At 65.1% G+C, this 17178-nt stretch carries 8 protein-coding genes; 7 read left to right on the top strand and 1 reads right to left on the bottom strand.

Annotated elements, in window-relative coordinates; all coding sequences use genetic code 11:
- The first annotated feature begins 328 nt into the window (after positions 1-328).
- The 7 genes from DW178_RS10585 (at position 329) to DW178_RS10555 (ending at position 15703) form a co-directional block, all read left to right on the top strand.
- Positions 329-8140, top strand: coding sequence for a leucine-rich repeat protein (locus DW178_RS10585; protein ID WP_158574193.1), 7812 nt, complete (start codon positions 329-331; stop codon positions 8138-8140).
- A gap of 223 nt (positions 8141-8363) precedes the next feature.
- Positions 8364-10670 carry an NEAT domain-containing protein gene (locus DW178_RS10580; protein ID WP_118351353.1) on the top strand — a complete coding sequence of 769 codons (2307 nt, stop codon included), beginning with the start codon at positions 8364-8366 and terminating at the stop codon, positions 10668-10670.
- 362 nt (positions 10671-11032) lie between these two features.
- Entirely contained in the window at positions 11033-11926 is an 894-nt protein-coding gene (locus DW178_RS10575) for a heme-binding Shp domain-containing protein (protein ID WP_118351350.1), read from the top strand.
- Positions 11927-12005: 79 nt separating this feature from the next.
- Positions 12006-12992, top strand: a complete 987-nt coding sequence (gene isdE, locus DW178_RS10570) for a heme ABC transporter substrate-binding protein IsdE (RefSeq protein WP_286168683.1) — start codon at positions 12006-12008, stop codon at positions 12990-12992.
- Between the two features lie 139 nt (positions 12993-13131).
- Positions 13132-14124, top strand: coding sequence for a FecCD family ABC transporter permease (locus tag DW178_RS10565; RefSeq protein ID WP_118351348.1), 993 nt, complete (start codon positions 13132-13134; stop codon positions 14122-14124).
- The gene (locus DW178_RS10560; RefSeq protein WP_118351346.1) at positions 14114-14911 is read left to right on the top strand and encodes an ABC transporter ATP-binding protein; all 798 of its coding nucleotides are present in this window, start codon (positions 14114-14116) and stop codon (positions 14909-14911) included. The genes DW178_RS10565 and DW178_RS10560 overlap by 11 nt, the downstream gene beginning before the upstream one ends.
- Before the next feature lie 351 nt (positions 14912-15262).
- Positions 15263-15703: a YbaN family protein gene (locus DW178_RS10555; RefSeq protein WP_286168682.1), complete on the top strand. Its 441-nt coding sequence runs from the start codon at positions 15263-15265 to the stop codon at positions 15701-15703.
- 212 nt (positions 15704-15915) lie between these two features.
- On the opposite strand, the gene DW178_RS10550 is transcribed toward DW178_RS10555, so the two are convergent.
- Positions 15916-17178, bottom strand: a 1263-nt coding sequence (locus tag DW178_RS10550) for a Tat pathway signal protein (protein WP_353653297.1), incomplete at its 5' end; no start/stop codon positions are given.

Here is a 17178-nt window from a genome sequence, read left to right as displayed (position 1 = left end):
ATCGCCGACGCGGCTTACACCGCACCCCCAGAAACGTTACGCCGTGTCGGCCGCAACAGCTCGGCTCCGCACAACCGCCACACGGATAGCCGCGGGTAACTTTATGGAGAACTTGTAGTGAAAGTTAACCCCAGTTGCCTGCATGGTTGCCAAATTGTTGCGTACGGTATACTTCCTTCGTTTTGTATATCACGGGTAACTTCGGGAGACAGAAGTCGTTGCCCACGGTCTCGTCCGGGTATGCGGTCTTGGCACGCGGCGGGTCCGCGCTGCTCCGCCGTTTATCGGAAACGAGATCGAGCATAGAGGCGAATCGGGAAGGATGCTCATGGGAGAAGAACTCAAGGGAAGGCGCGTCGTGCGCTCGGGTCTTGCGTTGACGCTGGTGGGAACGTTGATGGTTCCCACGACCGCGGCGTTTGCGGCGGACTCCGACGATAGCGCCCAGCCTTCGACGGCAAACGTCGTCGAGCAGGCGATGCAGCAGGCCGCCGCGGATGCGGACGGGCAAGGCAACGTTACCATCATCGTGCAGCTGGAGGACGGCGCGGGCGCACGCGGTGTTAGCTTGTTCAGCCGCGTGATGGGGACGGTGAACCAGGACCGTCACAACTACTTCAAGAATCAGATCCGCGATATGGTGGAGCAGGAACAGGGGCAGGAGCAGGGCTTCAGCCTGTTCGGCCTGCTGGGCGATGGCAATTCCTCGTCGGAGGATGCCGCGCGCGACGCCGGCGATGCGGAGCAGCCCGAGTTCCAGGAGCTCTACGACTACTACCACGCCATCGACGGCTTCGCCATCAAGGCGCCCGCCAACCTGCTTAAAACCATCCAGGACCTGGACGGTGTGAAGAACGCCTTCATCGAGAAGGGCTACGAGGTCCCCGCCGACCAGGGGATGCAGGATGCGCCCGCCAACCAAACCTCGCTCGATATGACCGCCGCCGACCAGATCAAACAGAAAGGCGACGGCCAGCTCATCGCCATCATCGACTCCGGGCTCGACGTGAACCACTCCGCCTTCAAGGGCGACCTGGACGATTCCAATCTCGCCGAAACGGAATCCGGCGTCAACGGCAAGATGACGAAGATGGGCGAGGGTAAGAACGGCCGCTACGTAAGCGAGAAGATCCCCTTCGTGTACGACTACGCCGACCATGACAGCGACGTCGACCCGGGCTCGCTGTCCGGCATGGACCATGGCACGCACGTCGCCGGCATCATCGGCGCGAACGCCGGCGAGGTCCGGGGCACGGCGCCCGATTCCCAGATCGCCATGCTGAAGGTCAGCTGCAACTCCGACGGTACCATCTACGACAGCTCGCTGCTTGCCGCGTTCGACGACGCGGTGGTGCTGGCTCCCGATTCCGTGAACGTTTCGCTTGGCAGCGACGCCGGCTTCTCCGATGCCGCGGCCGCAACGTACGGCGACGCCATCAATAGCCTGACGGCGACGGGCGCGTCGGTGAACATGGCCGCCGGCAACTCGTACACGTCGGGTTACAAGAACAAGTCCGGGCAGAACAAGCCCTACGCCTCCGACCCCGACAGCTCTGTGCTGTCGTACCCGTCCGCCATGCCGGGCACCGTGGCCGTGGCCAGCGTGAACAACGCCGAGGCGTCGCCTGCGTTCAAAGCGGCCGATGGCACGGTCATTCCCTATATCGAGGCGAACAACCAAAGCTACTGGGGCTCCCCGAAGTTCTCGGCGCTTAAAGACGGCTCGTACGAGTACGTCGACGGCGGCGTCGGCGACGCGGCGGACGTGGAGAGGCTGAAGGAAGCGTATCCCGACGGCATGGACCGTAAGACGATTGTGCTGGTCAAGCGCGGTGCGGCTTCCGACGGTTCGGACCTGACGTTTGCCGACAAGGTGAACAACATCGGCGCCCTGTCGCCGTTCGCCGTGGTCATCTACGACGATCGCGACGAGAAGCTCAGCTCGTTCTCCATTAACAGCGATGATACCACCGCCATCATGGTGACGAAGGCTTCCGGCGAGGCCTTGCTGGCGGCCGCCGACAAGCGCATCGTGAAGGAATCCGGCCTGACGACCGCCTCCGCCACCGCGTTCACCATGAGCGATTTCAGCAGCTGGGGACCCACGACGAACCTGAAGATCAAACCCGAGGTGACGGCGCCCGGCGGCAACATCTATTCCACGGTGCCGAACAACGACTACGATTACAAGTCGGGCACGTCCATGGCAACGCCGCAGGTCGCCGGCATCTCGGCGCTGGTGCGCGAATACGTGGAGTCCGACAGCAAGTTCGCCTGGTACTCGGATTCCGCGAAGAGCACGCTCGTCTCGCAGCTGCTCATGTCCACCGCCTCCCCCATCGCCGACCCGATGGTCGACGAAGGCCCTGAAACGTACTACAGCCCCCGCTTCCAGGGCGCCGGCCTGGTGAACGCGAAGGCGGCGACCACCACGCCCGTGTATCTGACGTGCGAGGACTCGGACAACGACCGTCCGAAGGGCGAAATGGGCGAGTCGGCCGACGGTTCGTGGAGCTTCACGCTGAAGCTGAACAATCTGACCAAGCAGGAGCAAACCTACACGCTCGATGCGGCGGCGATGTCCGAGCAGATCGCGAACGGCGTGTTCACGGGCAGCGACTACAACTGGACGGGCCGTGGCATCAAGGTGAGCTTCGGCGGCGATGCGCAGGGCGGAACCATCACCGTCCCCGCCAACGACCCGGACAACAATCTGGGCGGAAGCGCGACGCTCGTCGTCAACGTGACGGCGGATAGCGCGTTCAAGTCGTTCGTTGCGGAAAACGCTTCGAACGGCGCCTATGTCGAGGGCTTCGTGAAGCTGGCGGCGCAAAACGGCGGCGTCGACCTGTCCGCACCCTTCTTGGGCTTCTACGGCGACTGGGATAAGCAGCCTGCCATCGATGCGGCGGCCGGAAGCGGCGACGAGCACATCGTCGGCAGCTCACTCATGAACCAGGGCACGTCGAAATCCCTTGGCAAGAACCCCCTGGACAAATATGGAAGCGCCGACCTGTCGAAGGCGGTCGTCTCCTCGTCGCCGGCGATCGATGCCCCGACGCGCCTGGTACCGTTCACCACCATGCAGCGCAACGCGAGCACGTTGGCGTACGACTACCTGAACGCCGACGGCGAGAGCGTGCGCTCGTTCAGCTATAACTGGGTTTCGAAGACGACGTACAACGACAGCGTGGGCAACTACCTGTACGTTGAGGGCTACTATCTGGGCGACAACTCCTCCAAGCCGGTGTTCGATGGCCTGGGCGAGGACGGCAACCAGCTGCCCGACGGCAGGTACACGCTGCGCCGTACAGCTACCTTGGCCACCGACGATGCTGCTCAGCAGACGCTTGACCAGGACTTCTACTACGACACGAAGAAGCCCGAGGTGTCGAACGTGCAGCTGTCCGGCGAAGACGGCGCACGTACGGTGACGTTCGACGTGACGGACTCCTCGTGGTTTGCCGGCGTGAACTTCATCGGCCCCGATGACGATGCGAAGAAGGCCGACGGCTGCTACTACCAGGTGGTCTGCCCGACCAGCTCCGGGGCCGACAGCACCATCTCCGATCCGGTGGAGAACGCCGATGGTACGCGCACGTGGCATATCTCCGTGCCCGTTTCCGCGCTTAAGAGCGCTTGGAGCGGCTGGAAGGGACCGGGCAGCAACGGCGCGGCGTTCCCCAACGTCGTGCATATGCGCGCGTGGGATTACGGCAGCAACATCAGCAGCGACGTCGAGATCGTGGTGAACCCGGTTCCCGCGACGGGTGTGACGCTGTCGGCCGATTCCGTGAAGCTCGCCCCCGGCCAGGTGAGCAGCCTACAGGCGACCGTTGTGCCGGCCGACTCCACGCAGACGAAGCTGACCTGGGCGTCCAGCAATCCCGATGTGGTCGCCGTCGATGAGAACGGCCAGCTCACGGGCGTTGCGGAGGGCGAGGCGCAGATCACCGTGTCCGTGGCCGACAACCCCGCCGTCAGCGCAAAGGCCCAGGTGAAGGTAGAGCAGGTTTCCGCCGATACCGGCGTGGCCCTGTCGCAGGATAGCGCGCAGCTGCTGCTCGACGGCACCCTCGACGTCGCAGCCCTCGTGTCCGACGACTGCGCGGCCGGTGGGGTGACCTGGACCAGCAGCGACGAGTCCGTCGTGAAGGTGCAGCAAGCCGACCCGAAGCTCAAGCAGGTCGCCAACCGCGTGACGCTTGCTGCCCAGGGACAAACGGGCGACGCGGACGTGACCGCCACGGTGACGAACTCCAAGGGCGAGAGGAAGTCCGCCACCATCCACGTGCGGGCGCAGCAGGCCGACTACGGTGACTTCGCGATCGATGAGAGCGGCGCGCTTACCGGATACACGGGCGAATCCACGAACATCTCCATCCCCAACGACGTTTCCGTCATCGCCGACGGCGCGTTCTCCGGGTCGGACATTCAGAGCGTTTCCATCCCGTACAGCGTGACCTCCATCGGTAAGGAGGCGTTCAAGAGTACGCACAACCTGGGTAAGGTGCGCTTCGAATCCGGCAGCAAGCTCACCGGCATCGGCGACCGCGCGTTCTTCGGCACCCAAGGGCTTGCCGAGATCGAGCTCCCCGAGGGCGTGACATCCATCGGCTCCGAGGCGTTCTCCACCTCCTCGGTGCAGCGCGTGGTGCTTCCCGACGGCGTAACCTCCATCCCGGCCAGCGCGTTCGAGAACTGCATCCAGCTTTCCAACGTGACGCTGTCCGACAAGGTGGAGACCATCGGCGCGAACGCGTTCGATGCATGCTCGGCGCTCAACAAGATCAAGGTCCGCAGCGCTTCCGGCTCCGTGGCCGAGGGCCTGCCCTCGAGCTTGACGACCATTGGCAAGGCGGCGTTCAGCGGCGCCCGCCTGCAGAGCGTGAAGCTGCCCGCAAGCGTGAAGACGGTCGAATCGGAGGCGTTCGCCAACGACTCGAGCCTGAAGACGCTCGAGCTCAACGAGGGTCTGGCGTCCATCGGCAACGGGGCGTTCTCCGGGACCAACGTGGCCGAGGTCGTGCTTCCCGATTCGCTGATCAACCTGGGCACCGGCGTTTTCGCGAACATGAAGCAGCTCAACACCGTGACGGTGGGCAGGCAGGTGCCCGCCGGCGCGCTGACGGAGGCGTTCGTGGGCGACGGCTCGCTGCTCGAGTTCAAGGCCGACGATTCCGTCGCGAACTACTCGGTAGCGGACGGTGTGCTGTTTAACAAGGATAAAACGCAGCTGGTGGCGTTCCCTGCGGCGAAAAAGACGGCGGGCGGGGTGTATACCGTCCCCGAAACCGTCAAGGACATCGCGGCCAGCGCCTTCAGCGGTGCGCAGGTGTCGAAGGTGAACATGCCGAAGGGGCTTGCGTCTATCGGCAAGAACGGTTTCGCCGGCGCGGCGTTGACCTCCGTCGTGCTCCCCGACGGTTTCGAGGCCATGGGCGAGCAGGCGTTCATGAGCTGCTCGTCGCTGACGTACGTCAACATCGGCGGCGCGGTCGAGGTGCCGCAGCGCGCATTCTCGAAGTGCGTGTCGCTTTCCACCGTGAACTTGCGTCGCGACCTGAACAAGCTGACGAAGATCGGCGCGCTCGCCTTCTCGGACGAGGAGGGCAGCTCCTCCTCGAGCGGCGGCGATTCCGGATACGATGCCGCAACGGCCTCCGATAGCGATAAGGATACGGCGACGTACGACGGTGCGATCACGGCGATCGTCCTTCCCGATTCCGTCGCCGAGGTGGGGTCGAACGCGTTCAAGAACCTGACGGGCATGACGCGCGCGCATGTCGGCGCGGGGCTGACCTCGGGCGGCGCCGACTTGTTCCCGGGCGCAAACGCGCTCGAGGTGCTGACGGTCGCCGGCGCGAACCCGGTGTACTCCGCGGTAGACAACGTGCTGTACGCGCAGATGGAAGACGGTCTGCACCTGGTGAAATCCGCCGCCGCCAGCAAGACCGCCGACGTGATCGTGCAAAACGGCACCGTTTCCATCGATCGCGAGGCGTTCCGTTCCAATCGCGTGATCAAGCGCGTGGTCATCCCCGAGGGCGTGAAGAGCATCGGGTGGGGCGCGTTCAACACGTGCGACTCCTTGAGCGAGGTGGTGCTGCCCGATAGCCTGGAGACCGTGGCGGACACGGCGTTCAACTGGGACCTGAATCTTGATTTCGTCGAGTTCGGGACGAACGTCAAGCAGCTTGGCAACCCGAGCAACTATATCGGCGCATCGCCGTTCTCGGGCCACGTGCCTGCGCACCTGATCGTGCGCGGCGGGCAGAACGGCTCGTATGTGTCGAGCTCGCTGCAGGATGATTCGATCATGCAGACGGCTTACTTCGGCCCGGGCATGACCGACCTGCGTTTCAGCGCATCCGGCACGTTCCCGAAGACCATCGTGATCCCGGCGGACTGCGAGAGGCTCGAGATGCCGTGGAGCTTCGGAAGCTATGCCTCTGAAGTGCGCATTTACGCGCCTGCTGGCTCGAAGGGCTGGGAGACGGCGAAGGCGGCCATCGCGGGGACGTACGGCACGCTGTCGGAGGACCAGCTGCTCGAGTACACCCCGCTTTCGGCGACGCTCTCCGCTGCCGGCGCGGTCGAGCCCGGCATGGTGGTGCCGCTCAAGGCGACGGCGCAGGGCGGCGTGCGCGGTGACAAGCTGTTCCGCTTCACGGAGGTGTCTACGAACGGCCAGCGGAAGGTGCTGCAGGATTGGTCGACCGCCGACACGCTGAACTGGAACGTCCCTGTCGATGGTTCCTCGGTTCTCGTCGAGGTCCGCGATGCCACGTTGCTGACTGAGAAGGCTACGCTTGCAGGTGTGCAGCCGTCGGTCTCGCTGAATAAGTCCGGCGTGGTGATCGTGGCGGCGGGGCAGCCCATGCCCGAGCTGGCCGCCAGCGTCACGGCTCCCGAGGGGGCCACGGTGACGTACCAGTGGCTGTGCAACGGCGCCCCCATCGCAGGCGCCACGGGCGCGACCTACACGCCCACGGGTGCCGAGGGCGATGCCGATGCGTCCGCCGATCGCGTGTACAGCGTGGTCGCCCATGTGGTCACGGCCGACGGCGTCGCCGTGAACGCGGTGAGCGGCGAGGTTGCCGTGCGCATGGCGGCGGAGGCGTCCGAAGTCGACACGTCGGCGCTGAAGGCCGCGGTGGATGCCGCCGAGGCGCTGAACCGCGGCGATTACACCGCCGAGTCGTGGCAGGCGTTCCAGAAGGCGCTGGCCGCTGCGCGTCAGCAGCTGGTGAGCCCGGAGAGCGCGGAGGCGGTCGCCAGCGCGCTGGATGCGCTGACGAAGGCGCAGGGCGCGTTGGTGGAGTCGGGTGTGGATGTCGATGCGCTGACCGGCGCCATCACGGCGGCCGACAAGCTGCAGCAGTCCGACTACACCGCCGATAGCTGGAAGCCCTTCGAGCAGGCGCTCGCCGCCGCCAAGAACGTGCTGGCGAACCCGACGAACCAGCAGGCCGTCGATGACGCGCTTAAGGCGTTGACCGAGGCGCAAAACGCCCTGGTCAAGGTCGAGCCCGCGCCCGAGCCCAGCCCGGATAAGCCGGACACCTCGGCTTTGCAGGGCGCCGTCGATGCGGCCAAGCAGCTGAAGGAATCCGACTACACCGCCGATAGCTGGAAGCCCTTCGAGCAGGCGCTGAAGGCCGCGGAGGATGTGCTGGCGAACCCCGATGCCAGCGGGGATGACGTGGCCTCCGCGCTTGAGAAGCTGACGAAGGCGCAGTCGGCGCTGGTGAAGGCCGAGCCCGCGCCCGAGCCGGACCCTGCGCCGAACCCCGAGCCGAACCCGAACCCGAATCCGAATCCGAATCCGAACCCGGGTCCGAACCCGGGTCCGGGCACCGATAACGGCAACGGCAGTGGTGCCGGTGGCAACGGCGGCGGTAACGGCAGCGGCAACGGCAGTGGTGCCGGTGGCAACGGCAACGGCGGGAACGCCGGCAGCACTGGCGGTAACGTGGCTGCGGGTGGCAACAGCGGAACCGCGTCCGGCGGCAATGGCGCAGCGCTGAGCCAAACTGGCGACAGCGTGCCGGTTGCCCCGCTTGCCGCAACCGGCGTGTTCGGCGCCGCGCTTGCGGCGGTAGCGGCCTTCTTCGCGCGTCGCAAGCGCCAACGGTAGGGCGCAGCTTCGGGTGGGGCGCACGTGCGCCCCACCTTCTGGAGATAATGTGACAAAAGTTATCCAGGGTTATTTTCTAAAGAAGTTATATGCAATATACTTTTCACATTTTGTAAGTGTTGGGTAACAACTGGTGATGTCCAGGCGCTACCCTTTGGCTTCGTTGCTCGGCCCGGTTTGCGGCGCGTGGCAAGAGGCGGATTTCGGGATAGGAAGGAACGGTATGGGCAAGGTAAGGTATACGGTGGTGCGCAAGGGCACCTCGCTGGTGCTGGCGGCAACGCTGGCGACGGGCATGGTGCCGGCGCTCGCCTTGGCGCAGGATGCCGGCAACGGCGCCGCGCCGGTAGCGGCGCAGGCCGAAAACGGCTTCACCCCGGTCGAGGGCACTGTTTACACGGTCCAGGTCAAGTGGCTGAAGGCCGATTCCGACAGTTCGTCTATGATGGGCGCCTATTTCTCCACCACGGCGAAGGCTGTGTACCAAAACGGCAAGTATGCTGTCAGCCTGACCGCGAACGAGAGCGGCAAGAACATGGGCGTGAAGCTGATAAGCGGCGGTTCAGAGCTTCCCTACGTGGATAACTCCGACGGCACGCGCACTTTCACGGTGAGCGCCTTGAAGCTTGATGCGCTTACGTTCCAGGTGACGGTACCTGGCATGCCCATGACGCCGAGCGCCCGCGCTGTGTTCGATACAAGCAGCATCGGCGAGGGCGTCGACATTCCGTCTTATGAGGATGCGTTCACGCTGTACTTCAAGGGGTCGAAATACGACATCTCGCGTTCGTTCAGCGACAAGGTGAAGGTGACCGCGTCGAACGGCTCATACATCATCGAGTTGACGGCAAAGTCGCTAGGCGAGGGCAACACGCTGGGCGATGTCACCTATCAGGGCAAGAAGGTTGCGAAGACCGTGAACGAGGATGGTTCCGCAACGTATTCCATTCCCGTGTCTAGCATCACCGACACCTATGACATCACGTTCGGCTATACCGTGAGCATCCCCAATCGCGGCACCATGACGAACCTGCATCCGTTCCAGCTGGTGGTGGGCAACGCCGCGCCGAACGTCTCGTTCGTGGACCGCACGGGTTTGACGTCGGAGATCGTGAAGGCGGAGGCCGTCGAGCAGGGCAGCAAGACCGATAAGGCGTTCTCCGCGTTACAGCAGGCAATCGCCGATGCGTATGCGACCGTCGACGCCGCCGATGCCACGGATGCATCCATCGCCGCAGGCGTGAAGGCGATCACGGGCGCTGTTGAAGCGTTCAACACGAGCGCTGACAAGGCCGATCCCGGCCAGGATGAGCAGAAAGTTGACAAGACCTTGCTGAACCAGAAGATCGCCGATGCGAAGGCGATCGAGCAGGGCAACAAGACCGATGAGGCGTTCAAGGCTCTGCAAGAGGCCATCGCAACCGCTGAGAAGGCTGCCGCTAACGACAAGATTCCCCAGGCGGGTGTCGCCGGTGCGACCGAGCAGCTGCAGAAGGCCATCGACGCGTTCAACACGAGCAAGGACGCTGAAGCCCCCGCGCCGACTCCTTCCGAGGATCAGACCGTGACCACGGCTGACGGCTTCAAGCTGGTGGCGGGCAAGGAGTACGCGCTGCCGGTTTCGTTTGTCAACGCGACCACGGGCGAGCAGTCCACCGCGGCCAACTTCATGGAGGCTACGGCCACGGTCTCGTATGCCGACGGCTCGTATTCCGTGACGGTTACGCCGAACGCGCAGGGCAAGCAGTTCCTGACGGCTATGACGTACGGGGGTAAATCCGCAGTTCAGAACGCTGACGGGTCCTTCACCATTTCCGGTGTGCCCGCTATCAATAAGGACATCACGGTGAGCGTGACCATGCCCGGCGGCACCGTCGACATGGGCGTGCGTCTGGATACCACCAGTTTGCCGACCGCTTCCGGCGAGCCGGTGACGCCGCAACCGCCCGCGAACAACAACAACGGCAGCAACGGCAACAACGATGGCGGTGCCACCACCGACCCCAACGGCCGGCAGGCCAAGCAGGGCTTCCAGGTCGGCCACACCTACCAGGTGCCCGCTTCGTGGCTGAAGCATAACAGCACGGAAGAGTCCATGGCTGCCAAGTACTTCGGCGACACCGCGCTGGTCCGCCCGCAGTCCGACGGCACGTTCAAGGTGAGCTTCTCGGCTACGAGTGAAGGTGCAAGCCATATCATTTCGCTGGCATATAACGGCTCCGACCTGGCGAAAAGCGGAAACCAGTACACCGTTTCCATTCCGAAGGCCGACTCCGATACCGTGGTTCCCATCAGCATGACCATCAAGGAGATGGAGCAGCTGGGCGGCGGCGCGCAGATCGCGGATATGCACCTGAAGCTGTCGCAGGCCAAGGATCTGGGCACGGGCCAGGACAACGCGGTCGCCTCCAGCAGCAAGATCCTCAGCCAGACCGGCGATAACGTGGCCGGCGTAGCAGGTGCTGCGGCCGTTGCCGCGGTGGCGGCGGGTGCGGCCGTGGTTGCCCGCCGTCGCATGCAGCGTCGATAGCGCGGAGATTGCCCGCGGGAGCCGCAAACTCCTTCCGCGGGCGTTTCGCCTTAGGTTGCGCAGGCTGAGGGTTGGGGCCAGGGCGCAGGCGCTTGCCGTTGGGCGGGCGATTGAAAGCGCCCGCCCACCGTCTGCCGCCATCCTGACGTCCGATCGAAGCGTGGGAATCCGGGCTGGCCGAAGGTCGTGCGCCCAGGGCGACTACGCGGACAGATGGGCAGGCGGCCGAAAGCGCGCGGCCGCCGTTCGCTACCCCCCCCTGGCGTTGGAGCGCCGGGCGCGAATATGGGCCGGTTCCCTTCGGGGCTGGCCCGTTCGTCGCATGAAGTAAGTTGTTTTCCCTGTTCGAAAGGTTGTTTCCCATGACTAAGCGACTTTTGCGCGGCGCGTGCGCGGCCGCGTTCGCCCTGCTCGCGGCGTTCGCCGTCTCGTCGAGCGTGCTTGTCGGCGTAGCTCACGCGGCCACCTCTGCCGTGTACACCGCCTCGACGGCTCCCTCGTACGCTAATCCCGTGACGGGCGCGATCGAGGATTCCGCAGGCCAGAGCAACGTTGCGTTGGCCGAGTCCATGACCACGGGCTGCACGTACCCCGCTGCACTGGTGGAGAAGGACACGGCGGGCAACACGTTTGTCACGCTGCGCTTCAAGCTGGCGGACCAGATGGGTGCGATGAGCTTCTGGGCCGACAACGGCGGCGATGGCGCGTTCTCTGCGGTTGAGGCAGCGCAGATGCAGGTCGATTCTGCGAGCAACACGGCCGACTGGCGCTTCCAGGTGCCCAGCGAGACGTCGAACATCCGCGTGAGCATGTACGTGACGCCGATGGGCCGCGACGTCGTCTACTTCACGCAGCTGACGGGCCTTGTCGAGGGCAACATCGACGCCGTGCCGTTCGTGCAGGCCATCACTCCTGGTGAGGAAGCTGCCGAGCCTACGGCTGCCGCCGAGCCCGCCGCTTCCGCATCCGCCGAGCTTGCTGCTTCCAGCATATCGGGCGAGGCCGCGCCTCAGACCGATGGTGCGGCGAATTCCGGCGTCAAGGAGTACAACGCCGATGGCCAGGAGACCACCGAGGGCCAGGATCGATCCGAGCCGCTTAACGGTGCGACGACCGCCGCTATCGTGGGCGGCATCGTGGTTGTGCTGGCGGTTGCGGGCGCGGCAGCGTACTTCGCGTACCTCAAGCCCAAGCGCGCCAAGCAGGCGCAAGCAGCCGCTGCGGCGGCCGCGGCTGCGAAGTCGAGGGGCGAATAGCTTGATGAGCTGCGCAAACGACGCCTGCGAAACTACCGCGGCGAGCGTGCGCGGGGCAGGGGAGGCAGCGGGGGCTTCCGTGACAGCGCCCTTTGCGGCGCCCCGCCCGGCGTTGCCGGGCAAGGCGGCGGCTCGCAACGCCGGGGCTTTTGCGCCGCGCCGCCCGCTCACGCGCCGTGCTTTCGCGCGAGGGCTGGCCGTCGCCGCATTGTCGGCGGCGGCCTTCCCGCTGGCCGGCTGCGTCGACCAGCACCCGTACCGCAACGCCGATGGCTCCGAGCAGCAGCGCCTGGTGGCGACGTCGCCGGCGGTGGCGACCATCTGCGACAAGCTCGACCTGGAATTGGTGGGCGTGTGCAACACCACGCGCGACCTGCCCGAGCGCTATGCCGAGCTGCCGCAGGTGGGAAGCCCCATGTCGCCCGACCTGGAGACGCTCAAATCGCTGCATCCCAGCTGCGTGATCAGCCCGAACACCCTGATCGACGACCTGCGCCCGAAGTATGCGGGCATCGCCGTGGCATGCATGTTCCTGGACTTGCGCAGCGTCGGCGGCATGTACGAGAGCATCTCCGCCATGGGGGCCAAGTTCGACCGCCGCGATCAGGCGCAGGCGCTGGTAGCGGAATACGACGCGTTCATGGCGGCCTTCCGCGCCAGCGTGGAAGGCAAGCCGCAGCCGAGCGTGCTGGTGCTCATGGGCTTGCCGGGCAGCTATATCGTGGCAACGGAGAACAGCTACGCGGGCAGCCTGGTGGCGCTTGCGGGCGGGCAGAACGTGTATGCGGGATCCGACCAGGAATTTCTGAACGTGAACACCGAGGATATGCAGGCGCGCGACCCCGACATCGTCCTTCGCACGGCCCATGCGCTGCCCGACCAGGTCATGCAGATGTTCGCCGACGAGTTCGCCACGAACGACGTATGGAAGCACTTCCGCGCGGTGAAGGAGGGACGTGTGTACGACCTTCCTTACGACCAGTTCGGCATGAGCGCCACCTTCAACTACCCCGACGCTCTGCAAACGCTGCAACCCATGCTTTATTCCTCGTCTTCGCAGGTATAAGCCCCGGCCGGCGCTCCTCGAGCCGCCTCCCCCCCCGTAGGCGCGGGCCCCGGTTCGCGCGTCCCGAGCGACCCTGCGGGCCCCGGCTCAGCTTGCGCGCTCTGAACGGATATGCTCTACAGCTAGAAAGGCTGACCATATGGTAAGCACTGGAAGGAAAATCACGGTGTTCGCGATAACGGCGGCGGCGCTTTTGGCGCTGTTCTTCGTCGCCGTGAACACGGGTAGCTTGCAGGTGACGCCCGAGCAGCTGGTCAGCGGCCTGTTCGTCGAATACGACGACACGGTCGCGACCATCTACGACCTGCGTTTCCCGCGCATCTTCATCGCCATGGTCGGCGGTGCGGCGCTGGCGGTCTCGGGTGCGCTGCTGCAGGCGGTCATCCGCAATCCGCTTGCCGACCCGGGTATCATCGGCGTGTCTAGCGGCGCAAGCCTGGCCGCCGTGCTGGTCACGGCATTCGCCCCGGCGCTGTACTACTTCACGCCGCTGTTCGCGTTCGCGGGCGGCCTTATCGCATTCGGCCTGGTGTACAGCCTGTCGTGGCGCGGCGGTCTCTCGCCACTGCGCGTGATCTTGGTGGGCGTGGCTGTGAGCGCCATGTTCTCCGGCATCTCCAGCGCGTTCAGCTCAGGCACGGGCGGCACGCTGTCGGGCGTGGCCAGCATCGTGGACGCCAACATCACCATGAAAACGTGGAGCGACCTGCAAACGCTTGCGGGCTACGCGGTGGCCGGGCTCGCCATCGCGCTGCTGGTGACGAAGCGTTGCGACCTGCTGTCGCTTGAGGACAAGACGGCGCGCAGCCTGGGACTCGACGTGAACAAGAATCGCCTGCTTATCAGCGCCGTCGCCGTGCTGCTGGCGTCCATCTCCACGGCCGTCATCGGCCCGATCAGCTTCCTCGGCCTGATCGTCCCGCACATCGCGCGCTTGCTGGTGGGCACGTCGCACAAGTGGCTGGTGCCTTACACCATGCTGCTTGGTGCGTTCTGCCTGCTGCTGGCCGATACCATCGGCCGCACCATCGCGACGCCCTACGAGATCAGCGCCGCGGTCATCATGTCGGTGGTGGGCGGTCCGGCGTTCATCCTGCTGCTTCGAAAGGCGCGTGGTACCTATGGCGAATAATGCGAACGAAAGCAACGTCTTCACCGTGCGTGGGCTGCACTTCGTGTACGACCATGGGCGCGTGCCTATCTTCGACGGCTTGGATGTGACCATCCCCGAGGGGCGGATCACCACGCTCATCGGGGCGAACGGCTCGGGCAAGTCCACGCTGTTCAACCTGCTGACGAAGAACCTCAAGCCCACGGGCGGCACGGTGCATCTGCGCGGCGGCGACGTGACCGATCTGCGCCTGCGCGATTTCGCGCGGCTGGTGGCCATCGTGCACCAGAGGAATTCGGCTCCGGGCGATCTGGCGGTGGAGAAGCTGGTGGGGTACGGCCGTTTCCCGTATCACGGCATGGGAAGCGCCGCGAACACCGAGGAGGACGAGCGCATGGTGGCCTGGGCGCTCGAGGTCACGGGCTTGACCGAGTATGCGAAGCGTCCCGTGTCGGCGCTGTCCGGCGGTCAGGCGCAGCGCGTGTGGATCGCCATGGCGCTGGCGCAAGGCTCCGATGTGCTGCTGCTCGACGAGCCCACCACGTATCTGGACGTCCGCTATCAGCTGGACATATTGCACCTGGTCAAGCGACTGAACACTGAATTCGGCATGACGGTGGTCATGGTGCTGCACGATGTGAACCAGGCGCTGCGCTACAGCGACAATCTGGTGGCGCTCGCCGACGGTCGCATCGTAGCGCAGGGCGCGCCGGACGACATCATCACCTCCGGCCTGCTCGAAGAGGTCTACGGCGTTCGCCTATCCGTGGCCACGATCGAAGGCAAGCCGTTCGTGCTGGCGGTGTAGCGGCGGGTGCGCGATAGGCTCCCCGTAGGTCGCCCGAGCGGGGGTGAGCAGGGGATGGATGTGAACGCGGGATGCGCGAAGGTGAGCAGGGAGCGTGGGACACGAACAGGGGATGCGCGAAGGCGAACAGGGGACGGAGGCGTGTTCGGAATGGACGTTCGGGAAAAGAGAGCGCCAACCTGAACGCACCCCGTCCCCAGTTCACCCTGTTCGGGCGCGAGGCCATCTCCTGTGGTGGCACAGCCGCTCCGGTTGACGGACGCCAGAGTTTCTCGCGGTTGTCTTTGGTTGAAAGCCATGGTAAACTTCCTGCATTTGTTAGCAATCGTGAACAGTAAGCAGGTGCAACACGTGAACGAACAGGCAATGACGGCAGAGCGGGTCACCGCATCCGATCAGACCCGACGAAGCGCTTCGAAAGCCCGCCAGACCCTGTGGGCCGTCGGCGGCTTCCTTTGCCTCGCGCTGGGGATGGTCGGCGTGGTGCTGCCGATCCTGCCCACCACGCCGTTCATCCTGGTCGCGGCCTTCTGCTTTGCTCGTAGCTCCACGCGTTTGAACAGCTGGTTCAAGGGCACAAAGGTGTACAAGCAGGTGCTGGAGGGATACGTGACCAAGCGTTCCATGACGCTGCGCGCGAAGCTCACCATCCTTATTCCGGTGACGGTGCTGCTGGCAATCGGCTTCGCCTTGATGGGCCGCGTCCCCGTCGGGCGGGTTGTCCTGGCGGCGGTCTGGATCGGCCACATCATTTACTTCGGTTTCATAGTGAAAACCGACAAGCAGGCATAAGGGATTTCGCCCTAGCCGCGGGCCGGATGCGGCCTTGGTCAAGCGGGCTCCTTACGTAATCGAGCTGAACAGGGGCTCTCTGCGCCGCTTCCGCCCCGTTCGCCCCACCTGCAATTCCCGCCAGCTCGCGACCCGCAAACCCGTAAGCCCCCGCGCCCGCAGCCTCCTGCTCACGCAAAAGGCCCCGCGTTCGCGGGGCCTTCAACCTGCGGTTATTTCGTTTTCCATACCTTCACGCGGCAACAGTTCACGGCTTCGCCGCCGATGGGCGTGTAGTCGATGTTTGAGTACGTGACTACCGTGTCGTTCTGGCCTTCGGACGCCAGCCACTCGCCGTAGTCGTCGGCTCCGTTCTCCGCAGACAGCGCGAAGTAGCGCTTGCCTTGCAGGTCGACGCCGCATACGGCGCTCGTGGACTTCACCATCAGCCAGTTGCCGCACCATGCCGGCGCAGTGGTGGGCGTGCGGTCGAAGCGCAGCCACTTCTGCGCGCTGTAGCCGCCGCTGCCCGGCGACTCGGCGGGGGCGTACGTGCCCAAGTTGGCGATGCCGTCGCCGTAGCTGTACGTGGCGTCGAACGCGAACGTGAAGCCGGTCTTGCCGTAACCTGCCTCGAGCGGCTTCATGGACGCGGGAAGCGTCAGCGTGTCGGTGACGTCGCCGTTCTCGCTCACGCGCGTGAGCTGGTAATACGACGACGCGCCGGTGACGCGCGGCGTGATGACCACACCGTCGCCCGCCGCATACGGGGCCGTTGCCATGCGGCCGGCCGATTCGTACACCACGTTGGCATCCGAGCTGCCCATGGAGACGCTCTTGAGCTGCGCGATCAGCGACGCCGCGACGACGGTGCTGTCGGACTGCGGCATGACCTGCCAGAAAGCGTGCCCGCCCACGGCGGCGATGGTGGGGGTCTCGAACTGATCGGTGGAGCCCTCATCAAGCTGCTGGATGCTGGAGAGGGCGTCGCCGTTGGAGTTCAGCTTTCCGGCGAAGATCCGCCAGGTGCCGTCCATGATGTTCGCCTCGGTCCACACCACGCCCTGCGAGGTGCAGCGCGCGTCGTAGATTTCGAAGCCCTCGTCCTGCCCGCGCGCCTTGTCCAGCACCACGGCCGACGTGCCCGACGACAGGGCCAGCGTGGCCACCTGCGCCAGCGGCTTGGCCTTCTCCGTGGGGACCAGGCAGCAGGCGAACTTCGAATCGTTGCACCAGACCAGGGAGCCGTAGGGCAGGTCGTAGGAGCCCTGCTGCTCCGCGCAATCGTCGGCGTTCTCCACCTGCGACAGGTCGGAGATGGAGAAGACGGCGTCGGTGGGCACCTTCAGCGTTTGGATGTCGGGCGTGGAAGAATCCTTGCCGCCCGCGACTGCGGCGACGCCGGCGCTCGCAGCCGCCAGCACGCCCACGCCGAGCGCGCCCAGCAGCAGGCCGCGGCGCGTGATGAGCGTTTGCCCGCCGTCGCCGACGGCAGG

The organism is Eggerthella sp. AM16-19 (genome assembly GCF_003474385.1).
Classification (GTDB): Bacteria; Actinomycetota; Coriobacteriia; order Coriobacteriales; family Eggerthellaceae; genus Senegalimassilia.
Note: the sequence above shows the minus strand (reverse complement) of the source record. Positions and strands in the feature narration are given on the sequence as shown.

Coding starts and splice junctions, on each gene's coding strand:
- DW178_RS10585 (WP_158574193.1), top strand. CDS start 329: ATGGGAGAAGAACTCAAGGGAAGGCGCGTCGTGCGCTCGGGTCTTGCG.
- DW178_RS10580 (WP_118351353.1), top strand. CDS start 8,364: ATGGGCAAGGTAAGGTATACGGTGGTGCGCAAGGGCACCTCGCTGGTG.
- DW178_RS10575 (WP_118351350.1), top strand. CDS start 11,033: ATGACTAAGCGACTTTTGCGCGGCGCGTGCGCGGCCGCGTTCGCCCTG.
- DW178_RS10565 (WP_118351348.1), top strand. CDS start 13,132: ATGGTAAGCACTGGAAGGAAAATCACGGTGTTCGCGATAACGGCGGCG.
- DW178_RS10560 (WP_118351346.1), top strand. CDS start 14,114: ATGGCGAATAATGCGAACGAAAGCAACGTCTTCACCGTGCGTGGGCTG.